This is a genomic window from Pseudomonas sp. HP_12, assembly GCF_055283955.1.
This window is the reverse complement of record NZ_JBTOQG010000045.1, coordinates 278,566-297,595: the sequence shown is the minus strand read 5'-3', so window position 1 is coordinate 297,595 and position 19,030 is coordinate 278,566. Positions and strand designations below refer to the sequence as shown.

Sequence of the window (19,030 nt, the reverse complement as noted above, 5' to 3'; positions counted from 1 at the left end):
TTAAGGTTTTACGGCTTGGAGGGGTTTCACCCAGAGGCGCAGGCTTGTTTCTATCGTCGCTTGAACGAAGCATTCTTTATCGGCGCTTTTGGTGGAAGGGGTGGGGCGAGGTCTCCCACGGTCTGTACTGTTGCAGCAGTCAGATGCGAACTGTTCGTCCCACCACCCCTTCAAGTCTAACCATACAAGCGAGCTTGCTCGCGAATAGGCCATATCAGGCGCTAAATCTCCGGCGGCTGAAATGACCTCTTCGTGAGCAAGCTCACTCCCACAGGTTTTGTGTTGGCTGAGAGACCTTCATGAGCAAGGTGGAGCGCCACCTCGCTCACTCCCACAAGTTTTGCTTTTGCCGCTGCTACGCTTCAAATACCGCTAGACACAGGGAACAAACGCAATGGAACACTTCGCTGCACTGAAAATCCTGCACGTCATCAGCACGGTGCTGCTGTTTATCTGCGCGCTGGGGTTGATCGTGTGGATCGTGCGCGGCCGTCGGGCCGGCGATGCGAAGGTGCAGAACCGCGCCATGCAACGACCATGGGCATTTGCCTGGCTGCTGATGGGCGTGTGTTTGTTGACCCTGCCAATCAGCGGCTGGTGGCTTGTCCACTACGCCGGCTGGCCGCTGGGACAGACCTGGCTGCTGGCGGCGAGTGTGCTGTATCTCTTCGGCGCCTTGAGCTGGGCCTGGCTGGCGGTGCGAGTCAATCGCCTGCGCCGGCCAGTCATCGTGGGTAATTCCCGCTTCACCCTGGCGCTGGCCATCTTCAGCGTCGTCTGCTTCGTGGCGATTGCCGGTCTCATGGGCGCCAAACCGGTCTAAACCTCAGTCATCCAAACTTACGCCAGCGCAGATGTCCCTGCGGATAAAGGACGGTGGGAGCGAGCTTTCTCGCAAAGGCTTTCAATCGCGCAGTGAAATCACCGGCCAGCCGCGACGGGTGGCCTCGGCGCGCAGCTTTTCATCAGGATCGACTGCGACCGGATTAGCCACCTGCTCCAGCAATGGCAAATCGTTCATCGAATCGCTGTAGAACCAGCTGTCATCGAGATTGAAGCCATTCTCTTCGATCCAGCGATTCAGGCGGGTCACTTTGCCCTCGCGGAAGCACGGCACGTCAGTGGTGCGCCCGGTGTAGCGGCCGTCGACGATCTCGCATTCGGTCGCCAGCAAGGTGTCGATGCCCAGTCGGGCCACGATCGGCGCGGTGACAAAACGGTTGGTCGCCGTGATTACCACCAGTTTGTCGCCAGCGTCCCGGTGCTTGGCGATGAGAGCCATCGCTTTGGGCAGGATCAAGGGCTCGATGCAGTCGCGCATGAATTCCCGGTGCCATTCGTCGAGCTGCGCCATGTCGGTGCGGCCCAGAATCTCCAGGCTGAAGTTCAGGTAGTCGGTCAGGTTCAGGGTGCCGGCCAGATAGTCCTGGTAGAAAGCATCGTTGCGTGCCTTATAGGCAGCGCCGTCCAGGATGCTGCGTTCGCACAGGTAATCGCCCCAGGCGTGATCGCTGTCGCCGCCGAGAAGGGTGTTGTCGAGGTCGAACAGGGCCAGGCGCATGGGCTTTACTCGCTGAATTATCAGAAAAAAGAGCACAAGAATACGAGGTTTGCCCGAGAGATCGCATCTATTAATGCAGTTGTCACGATAAGCTGTCCCAGCCTCGTTGCTGCCTTCACGATCTTTGTGGAACAATGCGGCGACATGCGTTTGCGAGGTTGTAGCCGTGATCGACCCCGATGGTTTTCGCCCTAATGTCGGGATAATTCTGACAAATGATGCTGGCCAGGTCTTATGGGCTCGGCGCATCAATCAAGACGCCTGGCAGTTTCCGCAGGGGGGTATCAACCCTCAGGAGACCCCGGAAGACGCGCTTTACCGTGAATTGAATGAAGAAGTCGGGCTGGAACGGCATGATGTTGAAATTCTTGCCTGCACCCGGGGTTGGTTGCGCTATCGTCTGCCGCAACGATTGGTCCGTACCCACAGCCAGCCGCTGTGCATCGGCCAGAAGCAAAAATGGTTTCTCCTGCGCCTGATCTCCAATGAGCAGCGGGTGCGGATGGATTTGACCGGCAAACCGGAGTTCGATGGCTGGCGTTGGGTCAGTTATTGGTACCCGTTGGGCCAGGTGGTGACATTCAAGCGCGAGGTATATCGCCGCGCACTCAAAGAGCTTGCCCCGCGCCTGTTGGCGCGCGACTGACACGGAGTTCGACCCCGAGCCATGCTCAATACGCTGCGCAAGATCGTCCAGGAAGTTAACTCCGCCAAGGATCTCAAGGCGGCGTTGGGCATTATTGTGTTACGCGTCAAAGAGGCCATGAGCAGCCAGGTCTGCTCGGTCTATTTGCTCGATCCTGAAGCGAACCGCTTCGTGCTGATGGCCACCGAAGGCCTGAATAAGCGCTCGATCGGCAAGGTGAGCATGGCCCCGAACGAGGGCCTTGTGGGTCTGGTCGGTACGCGTGAGGAACCGCTGAACCTCGAAAATGCTGCCGATCACCCTCGCTATCGTTACTTTGCTGAAACCGGCGAAGAGCGTTATGCGTCGTTCCTCGGCGCGCCGATCATCCACCACCGCCGGGTTGTGGGCGTTCTGGTCATCCAGCAAAAGGAGCGCCGCCAGTTCGACGAGGGCGAAGAAGCCTTCCTCGTGACGATGAGCGCGCAACTCGCAGGCGTCATCGCCCACGCGGAAGCCACCGGTTCCATCCGCGGGCTGGGCCGGCAGGGCAAGGGCATTCAGGAAGCCCGATTCGTCGGTGTGCCGGGTTCGCCGGGCGCTGCGGTCGGTACCGCGCTGGTCATGTTGCCGCCGGCTGACCTCGAAGTCGTGCCGGACAAAACCGTCTCTGATATCACCGCTGAACTCAAACTGTTCCAGACTGCGCTTGAAGGCGTTCGCAATGACATGCGTACCCTTTCGGCGAAGTTGGCGACGCAATTGCGTCCTGAAGAGCGCGCGTTGTTCGATGTGTATCTGATGATGCTCGACGATGCGTCGCTGGGCAGTGAAGTCACCAACGTCATCAAGACCGGCCAGTGGGCCCAGGGCGCCTTGCGCTCGGTGGTCAACGAGCACGTCAAACGCTTCGAGCTGATGGATGACGCCTACCTGCGTGAGCGCGCATCGGACGTCAAAGACCTCGGTCGCCGCCTGCTCGCCTACCTTCAGGAAGCGCGTCAACAAACCCTGGTCTACCCCGACAACACCATTCTGGTCAGCGAAGAGCTGTCGCCCGCCATGCTCGGCGAGGTGCCGGAAGGCAAGTTGGTGGGTCTGATTTCGGTACTCGGCTCGGGTAACTCCCACGTCGCCATTCTGGCCCGAGCCATGGGCATTCCCACGGTCATGGGCGTGGTGGACCTGCCGTACTCGAAAGTCGATGGCATCCAGCTGATCGTCGACGGCTATCACGGCGAGGTCTTCACCAACCCGTCCGAGATCCTGATCAAGCAGTACTCCGTCGTCGTCGAAGAGGAGCGTCAGCTTTCTCAAGGCCTCGACGCGCTGCGTGAATTGCCCTGCGTGACCCTCGACGGCCACCGCATGCCGCTGTGGGTTAACACCGGTCTACTGGCAGACGTGGCCCGCGCGCAACAGCGAGGCGCGGAAGGCGTTGGCCTGTACCGCACCGAAGTGCCGTTCATGATTCAGCAGCGGTTCCCGAGCGAGAAGGAACAGCTCGCCATCTACCGTGAGCAACTGGCGGCTTTCCATCCGCTACCGGTGACGATGCGAACGCTGGACATCGGCGGTGACAAGTCGCTGTCGTATTTCCCGATCAAGGAAGACAACCCGTTCCTCGGCTGGCGTGGCATTCGCGTCACGCTGGATCATCCTGAAATCTTCCTGGTGCAGACCCGCGCCATGCTCAAGGCCAGTGAAGGCCTGAACAATCTGCGGATTCTGCTGCCGATGATTTCCGGCACCCACGAAACCGAAGAAGCGCTGCACCTGATCCACCGGGCCTGGGGCGAAGTGCGCGACGAAGGCACCGACGTGCCGATGCCGCCGGTGGGCGTGATGATCGAAGTGCCGGCGGCGGTCTATCAGACCCGAGAGCTGGCGCGTCAGGTGGATTTCCTGTCTGTCGGTTCCAACGACCTGACCCAGTATCTGCTGGCGGTCGACCGTAACAACCCGCGGGTGGCGGATTTGTACGACTATCTGCACCCGGCTGTGCTCCAGGCCTTGCAGAGCGTGGTGCGCGATGCCCATGCCGAAGGCAAGCCGGTGAGCATCTGCGGAGAGATGGCGGGTGATCCTGCGGCGGCGGTGCTGCTGATGGCGATGGGCTTCGACAGCCTGTCGATGAACGCCACCAATTTGCCGAAAGTGAAGTGGATGCTGCGTCAGATCAACCTGAGCATGGCCAAGGACCTGCTGGCCCAGTTGATGAAGAACGACAACCCGCAAGTGATCAGCAGCTCGTTGCAGCTGGCGCTGAGAAATCTGGGCCTGTCGCGGATGATCAATCCGGGGTCTGTGAAGGGGCATTGACGGCTGGCGCTGCGCTGCTTTTAGTGGGACCGGCTTTAGCCGGGAAGAGGCCGGCTTGAACACCCTAGGATGTTGGGCGTGACACAAGACGCTTTCCCGGCTAAAGCCGGTCCTACTAAAACCTTGATGCAGGCTAAACCTGCAGATCCACCTCACCCAATCTCCCGCCGCACGGCCCGAAGCTGCGCTCGATCAGGCGCCTGCTGCCATCCGCATTGACCAGTAACACCGTGCTCGCCCGCGTGCCGTAATTTGGGCTGGCAATGAACACGCTCGACAATAACTTTTCCGTCGCAAGGCCTACGCCGGTGCTCGGCAGTTCAGCCTCTGGCGCAGGCGCGTGATCGATGAGAAAGCCAAACAGCGCTTCAGTGTCTGGATTCTCCAAATGTTCAGACAGCGCCGCTTTGGCTTTCACCAGTTTCGGCCACGGCGTATCGAGCCCTGCGTTGGACACCCCGTAAACGCCCGCTTCCAGACGGCGGGGTACCGGATCGTTCCCGTTGAGAAAATGCAACTGCTGACGATCACCCACCAGCAGGTTGAACCCACCGTACTCAGACGACCGCGTCGCGATCTCACTCAAATACTCATCAATGGACACATCGCTGGTCAAAAAACGAGCAACCAATTCGCCCCGCGAACGGCGGCCAGGCGGTTTGCCCGGTTCGCGGATATTAGTCAGAGCGGCAAAACGTCCGTCAGCATTGATGCCCAGCCATGTCCCGCCCGCTTCAAGATCGCGCCCGGCGTAGACCTGCGGCGCGTCTTCCCACTGCGCCAGCGGCAGAGTAGGGCGGGCGTAGAACTCGTCACGGTTGGCCGCCAGAATCAGCGGCTGAGCGTGAGATGGCCGCCAGGCGAAGACGATAAGGCACATGGATGACTCCTTTTTGCGCCACTTTACCCACCCCGCACGCCGACATCCATCGCACGCTGCTAGAGCGGATTGGCGCGGTCCGGTAACATGCCGCACTGTTTTTGAGAGATGTCCGCGCCGTGCGTGGCGACATCGTCGGCGTGCGAGGGGTTTCATCGCGGTCGCTCTTGCACCAGATTTCATCATTATTGGGTGGCACTACCTGCTACCGCCGCCGCATAGTTCTGCTTCGTCGCTCAATGAGCGCTTCTATTTCAAGGAGTCGCAATGCTGCCTTACCCGCAGATTGACCCGGTAGCCGTGGCCATCGGTCCGCTGCAAATTCACTGGTACGGCCTGATGTACCTGGTCGGTATCGGCAGTGCCTGGTACCTGGCATCCCGTCGCCTGAATCGCTTCGACCCGACGTGGACCAAAGAAAAGCTCTCGGACATGATTTTCTGGGTCGCCATGGGCGTCATCGTCGGTGGGCGTCTCGGTTACGTGCTGTTCTACGACCTGCCCAACTACATCGCCAACCCGCTGCTGATTTTTGAGGTGTGGAAGGGCGGCATGGCGTTTCACGGTGGCTTCATCGGCGTGATGATCGCGACGTACTGGTTCGGCAAGCGCAACGGCAAGTCATTCTTCCAGCTCATGGACTTCATCGCCCCTATGGTGCCGATTGGTCTGGGTGCCGGGCGCATCGGCAACTTCATCAACGCCGAGCTGTGGGGCAAGCCGACTGATCTGCCCTGGGCCATGGTGTTCCCCACCGACCCTGCGCAACTGCCACGCCACCCGTCACAGCTCTACCAGTTCGCCCTGGAAGGCGTGGCTTTGTTCGTCATTCTTTATTTCTACTCCCGCAAGCCGCGTCCGACCATGGCCGTTTCCGGCATGTTCGCGCTGTTCTACGGCATCTTCCGCTTCGTGGTGGAATTCGTCCGCGTGCCGGACGCCCAGCTGGGTTATCTGGCCTGGGGCTGGGTCACCATGGGGCAGATCCTCAGCCTGCCGATGATCATCGGCGGCCTGGTGCTGATCTGGCTTGCCTACCACCGCGCGCCCACTGCCAACAACGCTGCGGCGTGACGCGCCGGGTACATTTGCTGAACGCCGGACCTGAAGGGTTCGGCGGATTCACCGAAACAGAGGGCCTCTGGTCATGAAGCAATACCTTGAACTGCTGCAGGACGTCATCAACAACGGAACCCGCAAGGGCGACCGCACCGGGACTGGCACCACTGCCGTGTTCGGTCGGCAGATTCGCCACAATCTGGCTGATGGCTTCCCGCTGCTGACCACCAAAAAGCTGCACTTCAAGAGCATCGCCAACGAGCTGATCTGGATGCTCAGCGGCAACACCAACACCAAATGGCTCAACGAAAACGGCGTGACCATCTGGGACGAGTGGGCCACTGAAGACGGCGACCTTGGCCCGGTATACGGCGCCCAGTGGACTGGCTGGCCGACCAAGGATGGCGGCAAGATCAACCAGATCGACTACATGGTCGACTGCCTGAAAAACAACCCCAACAGCCGCCGCATCCTGTTCCATGGCTGGAATACCGAATACCTGCCAGACGAGAAGCTGTCGCCGCAGGAGAACGTCAAGGCCGGGCGCCAGGCGCTTGCGGTGTGCCATTTGCTTTACCAGGCCTTCGTGGCCGACGGCAAGCTGTCGATGCAGTTGTATATTCGCAGCTCCGATGTCTTCCTCGGACTGCCCTACAACATCGCTGCGCTGGCGCTGCTGACCCACATGCTGGCTCAGCAATGCGACCTGATCCCCCACGAGATCATCGTCAGCCTGGGCGACACCCACGCTTACTCCAACCACGAAGAGCAGATCGCGACGCAGCTGACCCGCACGCCTCGACAGTTGCCGCAGCTGAACATCAAGCGCCGCCCGGAGAGCATCTACGACTATCGCTTCGAAGACTTCGAGATCGTGGGTTATGACGCGGATCCGAGCATCAAGGCGCCGGTAGCGGTGTAATCCTGCTGCGCTCATGAGCGGAGGCTATTGATCAATCGGCAATCGATTGAAATCCCCTATCCGCCCAGTGCGCAGTGACAATGAGCTTAAACGCGTCGATTTCCCTATCGTTCTCCCCATCGGACAGACACAGGGCGGCCTTAACAGAGGTCGCCCGCCAGTATCCTTGGTGGAGAAACACGCATGAGCAACAAACTGACGACCGCTTTCGGCGCCCCTGTAGTCGATAACCAGAATATCCAGACCGCCGGCCCTCACGGCCCCGCGCTGCTGCAGGATGTCTGGTTCCTCGAGAAGCTCGCCCATTTCGATCGTGAAGTCATCCCCGAGCGTCGCATGCACGCCAAGGGTTCCGGCGCCTTTGGCACCTTCACCGTCACCCACGACATCACTCCCTACACCCGTGCAAAAATCTTCTCTGAGATCGGCAAGTCCACTGAAATGTTCGCCCGTTTCTCCACCGTTGCCGGTGAGCGTGGTGCCGCCGATGCCGAGCGCGACATTCGCGGTTTCGCGTTCAAGTTCTATACCGAGGAAGGCAACTGGGACATGGTCGGCAACAACACGCCGGTGTTCTTCCTGCGCGATCCGATGAAGTTTCCTGACCTGAACCACGCCGTCAAACGCGACCCACGCACCGGCATGCGCAGTGCCGAGAACAACTGGGATTTCTGGACTCAACTGCCGGAAGCGCTGCACCAGGTGACTGTCGTGATGAGCGAGCGCGGCATTCCCCGCAGCTACCGCGAGATGCACGGTTTCGGCAGCCACACCTACAGTTTCCTCAACGCACAGCACGAGCGGTTCTGGGTGAAATTTCACTTCGTCTCGCAACAAGGCATCGCCAACCTGACCGACGCAGAAGCGCAGGAACTGGTGGGCCGTGACCGTGAGTCCCATCACCGCGATCTGTACGAAAACATCGAGCAGGGCAACTTCCCGCGCTGGAAGCTGTTCGTGCAGATCATGCCGGAGAAGGAGGCAGGCTCGTACCCTATCAACCCGTTCGACCTGACCAAGGTCTGGCCGAAGGGCGATTACCCGCTGATCGAAGTGGGCGTGGTCGAGCTGAACCGTAACCCGGAGAACAACTTCGCTGACGTCGAGCAGGCGGCATTCGCGCCTTCCAACGTGGTGCCCGGCATCAGCTTCTCGCCTGACAAAATGCTGCAGGGTCGGCTGTTTTCCTACGGCGATGCCCAGCGCTACCGCTTGAGCGTCAACCACCATCAGATCCCGGTGAACTCGCCACGGGCGGCGCTGCACGTGAACAGCTACCACCGCGACGGCCTGATGCGCGTCGACGGCAACCGGGGCGGCATGACCTCTTACGAGCCGAACACCAAGGGTGCGTTTCAGGAGCAGCCGGATTTCAGAGAGCCGCCGTTGTCGATCGAAGGCGCGGCCGCTCACTGGAACCACCGCGTGGATGGCGACTACTACTCGCAGCCAGGCAACCTGTTCCGTTTGATGAACGCGCGGGAGAAACAGTCGCTGTTCGACAATACCGCCCGCTCGCTGCGCGGCGTGTCGGCACCGATCATTCAGCTGCACATCGAGCATTGCTCGATGGCTGATCCCGAGTACGGGATTGGGGTCGCCGCGGCGGTTGAGCGTATTCACAACGCTTGACCCCTGTGGGACCGGCTTTAGCCGGGAAGGCGTCGGATGCCTCACCGCAAAAGTGATGGTGCGCAGACTGCTCTCTTCCCGGCTGAAGCCGGTCCTACTAAAAGCCGCATTTAGCCTCTCAATGCCCGTGGCTGCGGCCTACGTGGGAGTGTTCGACGTCCGCTGCCACGACACTCCCGCTGATCTCCAGTCGATCAAGAATCCCGCAGTGATCCGGCGCCCCTTCGCTGCAGCGTTGGCGCAGGTCGACCAGTTGCTCCTGCAGCGCTTGCAGGCTCGCGACGCGGGCGTTCACGTGCTGGATGTGTTCGTCGATCAGCGCGTTGACGTTCTCGCACTGGTCCCGCGGACTGTCGCGCAACGCCAGAAGGCTGCGGATCTCGTCCAGCGTCATGTCCAGGCTGCGGCAGTTGCGGATGAACGTCAGGCGTTCGACGTGCTCCTGGGTGTACAGCCGATAGTTGCCGTCGCTGCGCGCGGGTTCGCTGAGCAGGCCCTCGCGCTCGTAATAGCGGATGGTTTCCACCGGGCAGTCCGTGAGTTTTGCCAGTTCGCCGATTTTAAATGAAGGGTTCATGTGCACGATCTCGATAAGGACGCTTGACCCTATAGTGGCTACAGGGTGTTCACTTGGCAACACGCACATTTAGAGACTCAATCCATGAGTGACTCTGTACCCACATCTTCATCGCACAAACCTGCCCACGACTCGCACAACCATGCCGAGCACGATCACGCAGGGCATGACCATTCCGCCCATGATCACGCTGGGCACGATCACGCCGGTCATGAACACGAGCAAACCAAACTCACGCCCGTGCACGACCATGCCGCCCACGCCTGCTGCTCCCACGACAGCGCGCCCGCCGTCGTGACCATCGATGGCGCATCAAATGCCGATGGAAAACTGAGCAGCTTCCGCATCGAAGCCATGGACTGCCCCACCGAGCAGACGCTGATCCAGAACAAGCTCGGCAAGATGAAGGGCATTCAGAAGCTTGAATTCAACCTGATCAATCGCGTGCTGGGCGTGTGGCATGAGCTGCCGTCCACCGATCCCATTCGCGACGCCATTGGCTCGCTGGGCATGCAGGCGGACCTCATCGAAGAGGGCGCCGACAAGGAAACAGCCTCGCTGCCACCTGCCAACAAACCGTGGTGGCCGCTGGCGCTGTCGGGTGTCGCGGCGTTGTCTGCGGAAGTCATCCACTTCACCAACGCCGCGCCCACCTGGGTGGTCGCCATCGTTGCGCTGATCGCCATTTTCAGCGGCGGCCTGACCACGTACAAAAAGGGCTGGATCGCCCTGAAAAACTTCAACCTGAACATCAATGCGCTGATGAGCATCGCCGTCACCGGTGCGGTGCTGATCGGGCAATGGCCAGAAGCGGCGATGGTGATGTTTCTGTTCACCGTCGCCGAGCTGATCGAAGCCAAATCCCTGGACCGTGCCCGCAATGCCATTAGCGGCCTGATGCAGCTGACGCCGGAAACCGCGACCGTGCAGCAGAACGGCGAGTGGCTAGAGCTTGAGGTCAAAGATATTGCGCTGGGCAGCGTCGTCCGGGTCAAGCCGGGCGAACGTATCGGGCTGGACGGTGAAGTGGTTGCCGGCCAATCGAGCATTGATCAGGCCCCGATCACGGGCGAAAGTCTGCCGGTCGAGAAGACCGTAGGCGACAAGGTCTTTGCTGGCACGATCAATCAGGCCGGTTCGCTGGAATACAAAGTGACCGCCGCTGCCAACAACTCGACGCTGGCGCGGATCATCCATGCCGTCGAGGCGGCCCAGGGTGCTCGCGCGCCGACCCAGCGTTTCGTTGACAGCTTTTCAAAGATCTACACGCCCGTCGTGTTCGCGCTTGCGCTGGGGATTGCGATCATCCCGCCGCTGTTCATGGGCGCGGTGTGGTTTGACTGGATCTACCGCGCGCTCGTGCTGCTGGTGGTCGCGTGCCCGTGTGCGCTGGTGATTTCGACGCCGGTGACGATCGTCAGCGGTCTGGCGGCGGCGGCGCGCAAAGGCATTTTGGTCAAGGGCGGCGTGTACCTGGAAATGGGCCACAAGCTCGATTACCTGGCCCTCGATAAGACCGGCACCATCACCCACGGCAAACCGGTGCAGACCGATTACGTATTGCTCAACGAGTCACTGGGTGAGCAGGCACTGGCGATCTCGGCAAGCCTGGCCGGTCGCTCGGATCACCCCGTGTCTCAAGCCATCGCCAAGGCGGCGCAAGAAGGCGCTCGGTTGCCGGTCGAGGCGTTCGAGGCCCTTGCCGGGCTTGGTGTGAAAGGCGAGGTGCAAGGGCGTTTGTATCACTTGGGCAATCACCGCCTTGTGCATGACGCCGGGTATTGCTCGCCGGAACTGGAAGCGCAACTTGAAACGCTGGAAAGCCAAGGCAAAACCGTGGTGCTGCTGTTTGACGCCTCCGGCCCGCTGGCGCTGTTTGCGGTCGCCGACACGGTGAAGGACAGCAGCCGTGAGGCCATCGAGCAACTGCATGCGCTGGGCGTGAAGACGATGATGCTGACGGGCGACAACCCGCACACAGCCAAGGCCATCGCTGCTCAGGTGGGCATTGATCAGGCCCAGGGCAATCTGATGCCGACCGACAAGCTGCAAGCCATCGAAGCCCTGTACGCGCAGAATCACCGAGTGGGCATGGTCGGCGACGGCATCAACGATGCGCCGGCGCTGGCCCGGGCGGAGATCGGTTTTGCCATGGCGGCAGCGGGCACGGACACCGCCATCGAAACCGCCGACGTGGCGCTGATGGACGACGACCTGCGCAAGATCCCGACGTTTATTCGTCTGTCGCGGGACACGGCGGCGGTGCTCAAACAGAACATCGCGCTGGCGCTGGTGATCAAGCTGATCTTTCTGGCGGTGACCTTCGCCGGGATGGCGACCATGTGGATGGCAGTGTTTGCCGACATGGGCGTCAGTCTGCTGGTGGTGGCCAACGGGTTGCGGTTGTTGAAGAAGTAACGCTCACCATCAGGAGACTGATAGTGCCCAGACTGGCCTCTTCCCGGCTAAGGGCGGTCTCACTAACGCCGCGTGCGCATCCAGTGGGACTGGCTTTAGCCGGGAAGGCGTCAGGTGCAATGCCGCAAAACTGATGGCGCTCAAACTGGCCTCTTCCCGGCTGAAGCTGGTCCCACCATGAGAATCATCAAGCCGGGTCTACTTCCCGTACTTTTCACGTCCCCAGGCGATCATCTCTTCCAGCAGCCCTTTCAACACCACCTGCGTCGGCTCAGCCAGGTCAGGGCGGTAGTGGAAGGGCACGAACTCGTCCATGTACGTGCTTTGCGCCAGTTCCAGTTGCACGGCGTGGATGTGGTTGGCCGGGTCGCCATAGTGGCGGGTGATGTGGCCGCCCTTGAAGCGCCCGTTGAGCACATGGCTGTAGTTCTTCGCGGCAGCGCACGCAGTATCCAGACGCTGGGCCAGCGCTTCATCACAGCTGGCGCCATTGAAGGTGCCGAGGTTGAAGTCCGGCAGCCGACCGTCAAACAGATGTGGAATGTGCCCACGAATGGAATGCGCGTCGAACAGCAGCACATAACCGAACTCGGCGCGCAGGCGTTCAAGCTCGCCGCGTAGCGTCTCGTGATAGGGCGTCCAGATCTTCTCCAGATAAGTCGCGCGTTCTTCCTTGCTCGGCGCCTGACCCTCCTTGAACAGCGGATCGCCCTCGAACAGTGTCGACGGGAACAGCCCGGTGGTCGCGCCGGCGTACAGCGGCGTGTCGTCGGACGGACGATTGAGGTCGATGACGAAGCGCGAATATTCCGCCGAGAGCACGCTTGCCCCCAGATCAGACGCAAAGTCATACAGACGCGGAATGTGCCAGTCGGTGTCCGGCAGGCTCACGGCCTCATCCACCAGACCGTCCCGCACGGCGGGCGTCAGGTGCAGTCCCGGGTGCGGCATGCTGATCAGCAGCGGTACGCGACCGCGAGTGAAACTCAGAACCTTGTCCACAGTATTCCCCTGATTAGAGAGTGCGTTCCACGCCATGACGCACGACGCGTTTGTCCAGATCGCCGCCCAGCCAGTAGGCGAGGTCGGCGGGCCGTTCGATGTGCCAGGCGACGAAATCCGCCGTTTTGCCAACTTCCAGTGAGCCATGGGTCTCAGCCATGCCCAGCGCCTGTGCTGCGTGGACAGTTGCGCCGGCCAGGGCTTCTTCCGGCGTCATGCGGAACAGTGTGCAGGCCATGTTCAGCATCAGCCGCAGCGACAGACCCGGCGACGTGCCCGGATTGAGATCGGTGGAAATGGCGATCTTCACCCCGTGTTTGCGCAGGGCATCCATCGGCGGCAATTGAGTTTCGCGCAGGAAGTAGAACGCCCCTGGCAGCAATACAGCGACCGTACCTGAGGCCGCCATCGCAATGGCGTCTTCTTCGGTCATGAACTCCAGATGGTCAGCCGACAGCGCTTGATAACGCGCCGCCAGACTCGAGCCGTGCAGCGAAGATAACTGCTCGGCGTGCAGCTTGACCGGCAGGCCCAGCTGGCCGGCGGTGATGAACACCTGTTCGACCTGGGCCGGCGAGAACGCCAGGTATTCGCAGAATGCATCGACCGCATCCACCAGGTTTTCCGCCGCCAGCGCCGGCAGCATTTCGCTGCAGATGTGGGCGATGTAGTCGTCGGCGCGGTCTTTGTATTCCGGCGGCAGGGCATGGGCGGCCAGGCAGGTGCTGCGCACGGTGACCGGCAGGTTTTCACCCAGTTGTCGAATCACCCGCAGGATTTTGCGTTCGCTGGCGAGGTCCAGGCCGTAGCCGGATTTCATCTCGATCGTGGTGACGCCGTCCCTGAGCAAGTGCAGCAGACGACGTTCAGCGCTGGCGTAGAGTTCTTCTTCGCTGGCGGCGCGGGTGGCGCGCACGGTGCTGGCAATGCCGCCGCCCGCTGCCGCGATTTTCGCGTAACTGACGCCCTGCAGACGCTGCTCGAACTCGCCGCTTCGATTGCCGCCGAACACCGTGTGCGTGTGGCAATCGATCAGGCCTGGCGTGACCCACGCGCCATTCAGGTCGACGCGCTTGACGTCGCCCTGGTCCGGCAGCGCGTGGAGAGGACCGATCCAGACGATCTGCGCTGCATCGGTCACGATGGCGGCGTCCTCGATGATCGAGTACGTGCCGTTCGCCATGGTTGCTGCGTGACAGTGGTGCCAGAGCGTTTTCATCGATCTCTCCAAGAGTGGGTCAATTAATCAGCTATTCGATGGGGCCTTGATCAGGTTCTGCTTCGGCTTCACCCAAATCCAGTACGCAACCACCAGCAACCCGATCCACACCGCTCCTACCACCAGCGCGGCCTGGCTGTCCGGGAAATAACCCAGCACGCCGAACACGAACACCATGAACAACGTGGCAACAATCGGCGCGACGGGCCAGAACGGCACCGGGAATTTCAGCTGGGCGACTTCTTCTGCGCTCATCGAGCGGCGCATGGCGATCTGCGTGACCAGAATCATCAGCCACACCCAGACCGTCGCGAAAGTCGCGATCGAGGCGATCAGCAGGAACACGTTTTCAGGAATCAGGTAATTCAGCACAACGCCGCAGAGCAGCGCGACGCCCATCACCAGCACGGTCATCCAGGGCACGCCCTGGGCGGACAACTGAGCAAAACCCCTGGGCGCCTGACCTTGTATCGCCAGGCCGTACATCATGCGTCCGGCGCCGAAGATGTCGCTGTTGATCGCCGAAACCGCGGCAGTGATGACTACGATGTTGAGGACGGTGGCGGCGGAGGAAATCCCCAGGTGATCGAAGATCTGGACGAACGGGCTGCCCTGGCTGCCGATCTGCTGCCACGGATACAGGGACATCAGGACGAACAGCGTGAGCACGTAAAACAGCAGAATCCGCAACGGCACCGCGTTGATCGCGCGAGGAATCACGCGCTCCGGGTTGCGCGCTTCGCCGGCGGTGATGCCGATGATTTCGATGCCGCCGAAGGCGAACATCACCACGGCCAGCGAGGCCACGAGGCCACCGATGCCATTGGGCATGAAGCCGCCGTAGGCCCATAGATTGCTCACGCTGCTGACGCCGCCGCCCGAGACCGAGCCGAGTCCGAACAGCATGATGCCGAAGCCGGCGAGGATCATCGCGATGATTGCGCCGACCTTCAGCAGCGACAGCCAGAACTCCGTTTCACCGAACACTTTGACGCTGCACAGGTTCAGCGCGCCGATCAGAAAGACGATGCCGAGCACCCAGATCCAGCGCGGCACCTCGGGAAACCAGAAGCCCATGTAGATGCCGAACGCAGTGACATCGGCCAGGCAGACGATGACCATTTCGAAGGCATAGGTCCAGCCGAGGACAAACCCTGCGAGCGGACCCAGATACGTGGTGGCGTACTCGCCAAACGAGCCGGAGACCGGGTTGCGCACTGCCATCTCGCCGAGAGCGCGCATGACCATGTAAACCGCAGCGCCGGCGATGATGTACACCAGCAGAACGGCGGGACCGGCCAGTTTGATGGCCGACGCGGAACCGTAGAACAACCCGGTGCCGATGGCCGAGCCCAGCGCCATGAAGCGAATGTGACGCGCGCTGAGCCCGCGTTTCAGATCTGTAGCGTTTTGCGATGTCATTTCACACGTTCCTAGTCTTACTTTTTGCTGCGAAACGAGAGGCTTTTGTAGGCGTGAGCTTGCTCGCGATTGCGGTGTGTCAGACGGTAAATGCGTTTCTGACCTATTGCATCGCGAGCAAGCTCATTCCTACAGGGGGTAATCCCCCCACTCATTTCAACGACAGGCCATCCCTGGCCTGTCCCGATCAGAAGCTCGGCAGCAGGTCAGCAGAAACCAGGTCGCTCAGGCAGTTGGAAGCCAGCAGCTCGATGGCGGCCTCGATATCAGGGGCGAAGAAGCGGTCTTTCTCGTAGAACGGGACTTTGCCGCGCAGCGTGGTGCGGGCGATTTCCAGTTTTTCGGAGGTCTTCAGACCGTTGCGCAAGTCCAGACCCTGACACGCAGCCAGCCATTCTACAGCCAGCACGCCGCGAGTGTTCTCCGCCATTTCCCACAAGCGCTTGCCGGCGGCGGGCGCCATCGACACATGGTCTTCCTGGTTGGCGGACGTCGGCAGGCTGTCGACGCTGTGCGGGTGGGACAGGGCCTTGTTTTCACTGGCCAGCGCTGCAGCCGTGACCTGGGCAATCATGAAGCCGGAGTTGACGCCGCCGTTGGCCACCAGGAACGGCGGCAGCTGCGACATGTGCTTGTCCATCATCAGCGAGATGCGGCGTTCGCTCAGCGAGCCGATTTCAGCGATGGCCAAAGCGATGTTGTCGGCGGCCATGGCAACCGGTTCGGCGTGGAAGTTACCACCGGAAATCACTTCACCTTCGGCCGCGAACACCAGCGGGTTGTCCGACACTGCGTTGGATTCGATCGCCAGCACTTCGGCGGCCTGACGCAGTTGGGTCAGGCAGGCGCCCATGACCTGTGGCTGGCAGCGCAGAGAGTAGGGGTCCTGAACCTTGTCGCAGTCGCGGTGGGAGTCGGAGACCTGGCTGCCGTCGCCAAGCAGATCGCGATAGGCCGCAGCCGAGTCGATCTGGCCGCGCTGACCCCGTGCCGCATGAATACGTGCGTCGAAGGGTGCGCGGGAGCCAAGCACGGCTTCAACGGTCAGCGCGCCGCAGCTGAGGGCGCCGGCGAACAGGTCTTCGGCTTCGAACAGGCCGCGCAAGGCATAGGCCGTAGACACCTGCGTGCCGTTGAGCAGCGCCAAGCCTTCTTTGGCCGCCAGCGTCAATGGCGTGAGCCCGGCGATGGCCAGCGCTTCCACGGCATTCAGCCATTCGCCCTTGTAGCGCGCCTTGCCTTCGCCCAGCAGCACCAGCGACATGTGCGCCAATGGCGCGAGGTCGCCGGATGCGCCGACTGAACCCTTGAGCGGGATGTGCGGGTAAACCTCGGCGTTGATCAGCGCGATCAGCGCGTCGATGACCTGACGGCGAATCCCGGAGAAACCCCGGCTCAGGCTGTTGACCTTGAGCACCATGATCAAACGGACCAGCTCATCGCTGATCGGCTGACCAACGCCCGCGGCGTGAGACAGCACCAGCGAACGCTGCAGGTTTTCGAGGTCGGCGCTGGCGATGCGCGTCGAGGCGAGCAGGCCGAAACCGGTGTTGATGCCGTAGGCGGTGCGATTTTCGGCGAGGATCTGCTCGACGCAGGCCACGCTGTCTTCGATCTGCCGATTGGCGCTGGTGTCGAGTGTCAGCGTGACGGGCCGCTGATAAATCGCGCGCAGCTGGGCGAGGCTCAATTGGCCGGGGATCAGATTCAGCGGGGTCGCCTGTTGGGTGTCGGTCACGATGCTGCTACTCCTGATTGGGTATCGGTCGTCTGCGCTGAACCGGCTCCTGCCTGTCCTGCACGAGGGGCGCTTGCGCTGCGACCGTTGTTGTCGGTGTCGGGATTAGCGCCTGCCGCGTAGTCGCGGCAACGCTGGAATACGGTTTCCAATGACTCTTCGTTCTTGAGCAGGGTCACGCTGCTGGCGATGTCCGGCGCCAGCCAGCGGTCTTCGTCATAGGCCGGCACGCGCTCGCGCAACAGACGCCACGCCGCTTCGGTGCCAACGCCAAAGCGCGGGCCCTTGAAGAACTCGAACGCCTGGGCGGCCAGCAAATACTCGATCGCGAGGATCTGCGTCACGTTCTCCAGCACCTTGTGCAGCTTCAAGGCGGCGCTGGTGCCCATGCTCAGATGATCCTCCTGCAGGCCGGACGTCACGTAGTTGTCGATGACCGCCGGTTGTGCCAGCTGGCGGTTTTCCGCGCACAGTGAGGCGGCGACATATTGGGTGATCATCATTCCGGAGTTGACCCCCGGCTGGCTGACCAGAAACGCCGGCAGCCCGCTGACCGTGGGGTTGATCAGCCGGTCCAGGCGCCGCTCGGCAATCGAGCCCAGTTCGGCCATGGCAATCGCCAGCAAGTCAGCGGCCATCGCCACGGACTGGCCGTGAGGATTGGCTTGGGAAACCACGCGATACGCGTCGGGCGTACCGAGCAGCAGCGGGTTGTCGGTGGCGGAATTGAGCTCGATCTCGATCTGCCGCGTGGCGTGGGCCAGTTGGTCGCGGGTGGCGCCGTGCACCTGCGGAATCGAACGGATGCTCAAGGCGTCCTGGGTGCGGATACCCTGACTGTTGGCGAGCACTTCACTGCCGGCGAGCAGGCCGCGCAGGTTTTTGCCGACTTGCTGCATGCCGGGGTGCGGCTTGAGCGCGATGATGGTTTCGTCAAAAGCGTCGAGCTGGCCTCGCAGGCCCTCGAAGGTCATGGCGCTGATGACATCGGCCCACTGCATCAGGCGATTCACGTCGGCCACGGCCAGGCAACTGAGGCCGGTCATGCACGGCGTGCCGTTGACCAGACACAGACCGTCCTTCGCTCCCAGTTCCACCGGCGACAGCCCTTCTTCGCTAAGCGCCTGCAGCGCCGACATCACTTGGCCGCGGTAACTGACCTGACCCACGCCGAGCAGTGCGACGCCGATGTGCGCCATGTGCGTGAGGTATCCCACCGAGCCCTGGGACGGCACTTGCGGGGTGATGCGTCGATTGAGCAGGGCGAGCAGGGCCTCGACCACCTGGCGATGAATCCCGGATTTGCCCTGGCTGTAGTTGATGATCGCGGCACAGGTGATCGCGCGGGTCTGCTCGTCCGGTAACGCCGGGCCGACGCCGCAGGCATGGCTGAGCAGGGTGTTGCGTGACAGTCGGCCAAGCTGCTCGTCGGCCAGTGACACGTTGCACAGCGCGCCGAGGCCGGTGTTCACGCCATAGGCGCGTTCACCGCTGGCAACGATGCGCTGCACGATCGCCTGGGCATTGTCGATCCGCGCCCAGGCGGCTTCCGACAGCGACAGCGTCGCGCCATGACGGGCAACCGCGGTCACGTCCCGCCAACTGAGCGGGCCGTCGCCGATGATGATCTGTTCTGCTCGCGACATGACCACA

At 61.5% G+C, this 19,030-nt stretch carries 15 protein-coding genes; 7 read left to right on the top strand and 8 right to left on the bottom strand.

Features of this window, described 5'->3' with window-relative positions:
- Positions 1-394: 394 nt before the first annotated feature.
- Positions 395-823 (top strand): DUF2269 domain-containing protein, encoded by a 429-nt coding sequence (locus ACYASU_RS21545; protein WP_463583981.1) that lies wholly within the window; start codon positions 395-397, stop codon positions 821-823.
- 81 nt (positions 824-904) lie between these two features.
- Here ACYASU_RS21545 and ACYASU_RS21540 read toward each other — a convergent pair whose 3' ends face one another.
- Positions 905-1,561 carry a histidinol-phosphatase gene (locus ACYASU_RS21540; RefSeq protein WP_463583980.1) on the bottom strand — a complete coding sequence of 219 codons (657 nt, stop codon included), beginning with the start codon at positions 1,559-1,561 and terminating at the stop codon, positions 905-907.
- Positions 1,562-1,727: 166 nt separating this feature from the next.
- On the opposite strand from ACYASU_RS21540, the gene ACYASU_RS21535 reads away from it, so the two are divergent.
- Together ACYASU_RS21535 and ptsP are read left to right on the top strand one after the other, a co-directional pair.
- Complete coding sequence (locus ACYASU_RS21535) at positions 1,728-2,207, top strand: RNA pyrophosphohydrolase (protein WP_062379340.1); 480 nt, start codon at positions 1,728-1,730, stop codon at positions 2,205-2,207.
- Positions 2,208-2,228: 21 nt separating this feature from the next.
- Positions 2,229-4,508 carry a phosphoenolpyruvate--protein phosphotransferase gene (gene ptsP / locus ACYASU_RS21530; protein ID WP_122533979.1) on the top strand — a complete coding sequence of 760 codons (2,280 nt, stop codon included), beginning with the start codon at positions 2,229-2,231 and terminating at the stop codon, positions 4,506-4,508.
- 133 nt (positions 4,509-4,641) lie between these two features.
- Here ptsP and ACYASU_RS21525 read toward each other — a convergent pair whose 3' ends face one another.
- Positions 4,642-5,388, bottom strand: a complete 747-nt coding sequence (locus ACYASU_RS21525) for an NRDE family protein (protein ID WP_463583979.1) — start codon at positions 5,386-5,388, stop codon at positions 4,642-4,644.
- A gap of 267 nt (positions 5,389-5,655) precedes the next feature.
- On the opposite strand from ACYASU_RS21525, the gene lgt reads away from it, so the two are divergent.
- The 3 genes from lgt (at position 5,656) to ACYASU_RS21510 (ending at position 9,001) form a co-directional block, all read left to right on the top strand.
- Positions 5,656-6,462: a prolipoprotein diacylglyceryl transferase gene (gene lgt, locus ACYASU_RS21520; RefSeq protein ID WP_463583978.1), complete on the top strand. Its 807-nt coding sequence runs from the start codon at positions 5,656-5,658 to the stop codon at positions 6,460-6,462.
- 73 nt (positions 6,463-6,535) lie between these two features.
- On the top strand, positions 6,536-7,369 hold the full coding sequence (locus ACYASU_RS21515) for a thymidylate synthase (RefSeq protein ID WP_074889717.1): 834 nt from the start codon (positions 6,536-6,538) through the stop codon (positions 7,367-7,369).
- A gap of 183 nt (positions 7,370-7,552) precedes the next feature.
- The gene (locus ACYASU_RS21510) at positions 7,553-9,001 is read left to right on the top strand and encodes a catalase (RefSeq protein WP_463583977.1); all 1,449 of its coding nucleotides are present in this window, start codon (positions 7,553-7,555) and stop codon (positions 8,999-9,001) included.
- Positions 9,002-9,119: 118 nt separating this feature from the next.
- Here the strand turns inward: ACYASU_RS21510 and cadR are convergent, their stop codons facing one another.
- Positions 9,120-9,578, bottom strand: a complete 459-nt coding sequence (gene cadR / locus ACYASU_RS21505; RefSeq protein ID WP_122533975.1) for a Cd(II)/Pb(II)-responsive transcriptional regulator — start codon at positions 9,576-9,578, stop codon at positions 9,120-9,122.
- A gap of 84 nt (positions 9,579-9,662) precedes the next feature.
- Between cadR and ACYASU_RS21500 the strand changes: the two genes are divergently transcribed.
- Positions 9,663-11,996, top strand: coding sequence for a heavy metal translocating P-type ATPase (locus ACYASU_RS21500; RefSeq protein WP_463583976.1), 2,334 nt, complete (start codon positions 9,663-9,665; stop codon positions 11,994-11,996).
- A 198-nt stretch (positions 11,997-12,194) separates the two neighbouring features.
- Here the strand turns inward: ACYASU_RS21500 and hutG are convergent, their stop codons facing one another.
- From hutG to hutH (ACYASU_RS21475), 5 genes are all read right to left on the bottom strand, one after another.
- Positions 12,195-12,998: an N-formylglutamate deformylase gene (gene hutG, locus ACYASU_RS21495; protein ID WP_463583975.1), complete on the bottom strand. Its 804-nt coding sequence runs from the start codon at positions 12,996-12,998 to the stop codon at positions 12,195-12,197.
- Between the two features lie 13 nt (positions 12,999-13,011).
- Positions 13,012-14,217, bottom strand: coding sequence for an imidazolonepropionase (hutI, locus tag ACYASU_RS21490; RefSeq protein ID WP_463583974.1), 1,206 nt, complete (start codon positions 14,215-14,217; stop codon positions 13,012-13,014).
- Between the two features lie 27 nt (positions 14,218-14,244).
- On the bottom strand, positions 14,245-15,639 hold the full coding sequence (locus ACYASU_RS21485) for an amino acid permease (protein ID WP_463583973.1): 1,395 nt from the start codon (positions 15,637-15,639) through the stop codon (positions 14,245-14,247).
- A 187-nt stretch (positions 15,640-15,826) separates the two neighbouring features.
- A complete protein-coding gene (hutH, locus tag ACYASU_RS21480) occupies positions 15,827-17,377 on the bottom strand; it encodes a histidine ammonia-lyase (protein ID WP_442969452.1) in 1,551 nt (516 codons plus the stop codon).
- Complete coding sequence (hutH, locus tag ACYASU_RS21475; RefSeq protein WP_463583972.1) at positions 17,374-19,023, bottom strand: histidine ammonia-lyase; 1,650 nt, start codon at positions 19,021-19,023, stop codon at positions 17,374-17,376. Before hutH (ACYASU_RS21475) ends, hutH (ACYASU_RS21480) begins: the two co-directional genes overlap by 4 nt.
- Positions 19,024-19,030: the final 7 nt, after the last annotated feature.

Excerpts from the sequence above, each read along its gene's own strand:
- lgt (WP_463583978.1), top strand. The coding sequence starts at position 5,656 with ATGCTGCCTTACCCGCAGATTGACCCGGTAGCCGTGGCCATCGGTCCG.
- ACYASU_RS21545 (WP_463583981.1), top strand. The coding sequence starts at position 395 with ATGGAACACTTCGCTGCACTGAAAATCCTGCACGTCATCAGCACGGTG.
- ACYASU_RS21485 (WP_463583973.1), bottom strand. The coding sequence starts at position 15,639 with ATGACATCGCAAAACGCTACAGATCTGAAACGCGGGCTCAGCGCGCGT.
- ptsP (WP_122533979.1), top strand. The coding sequence starts at position 2,229 with ATGCTCAATACGCTGCGCAAGATCGTCCAGGAAGTTAACTCCGCCAAG.
- ACYASU_RS21510 (WP_463583977.1), top strand. The coding sequence starts at position 7,553 with ATGAGCAACAAACTGACGACCGCTTTCGGCGCCCCTGTAGTCGATAAC.
- hutI (WP_463583974.1), bottom strand. The coding sequence starts at position 14,217 with ATGAAAACGCTCTGGCACCACTGTCACGCAGCAACCATGGCGAACGGC.
- ACYASU_RS21525 (WP_463583979.1), bottom strand. The coding sequence starts at position 5,388 with ATGTGCCTTATCGTCTTCGCCTGGCGGCCATCTCACGCTCAGCCGCTG.
- ACYASU_RS21540 (WP_463583980.1), bottom strand. The coding sequence starts at position 1,561 with ATGCGCCTGGCCCTGTTCGACCTCGACAACACCCTTCTCGGCGGCGAC.
- cadR (WP_122533975.1), bottom strand. The coding sequence starts at position 9,578 with ATGAACCCTTCATTTAAAATCGGCGAACTGGCAAAACTCACGGACTGC.
- ACYASU_RS21515 (WP_074889717.1), top strand. The coding sequence starts at position 6,536 with ATGAAGCAATACCTTGAACTGCTGCAGGACGTCATCAACAACGGAACC.
- hutH (WP_463583972.1), bottom strand. The coding sequence starts at position 19,023 with ATGTCGCGAGCAGAACAGATCATCATCGGCGACGGCCCGCTCAGTTGG.
- ACYASU_RS21500 (WP_463583976.1), top strand. The coding sequence starts at position 9,663 with ATGAGTGACTCTGTACCCACATCTTCATCGCACAAACCTGCCCACGAC.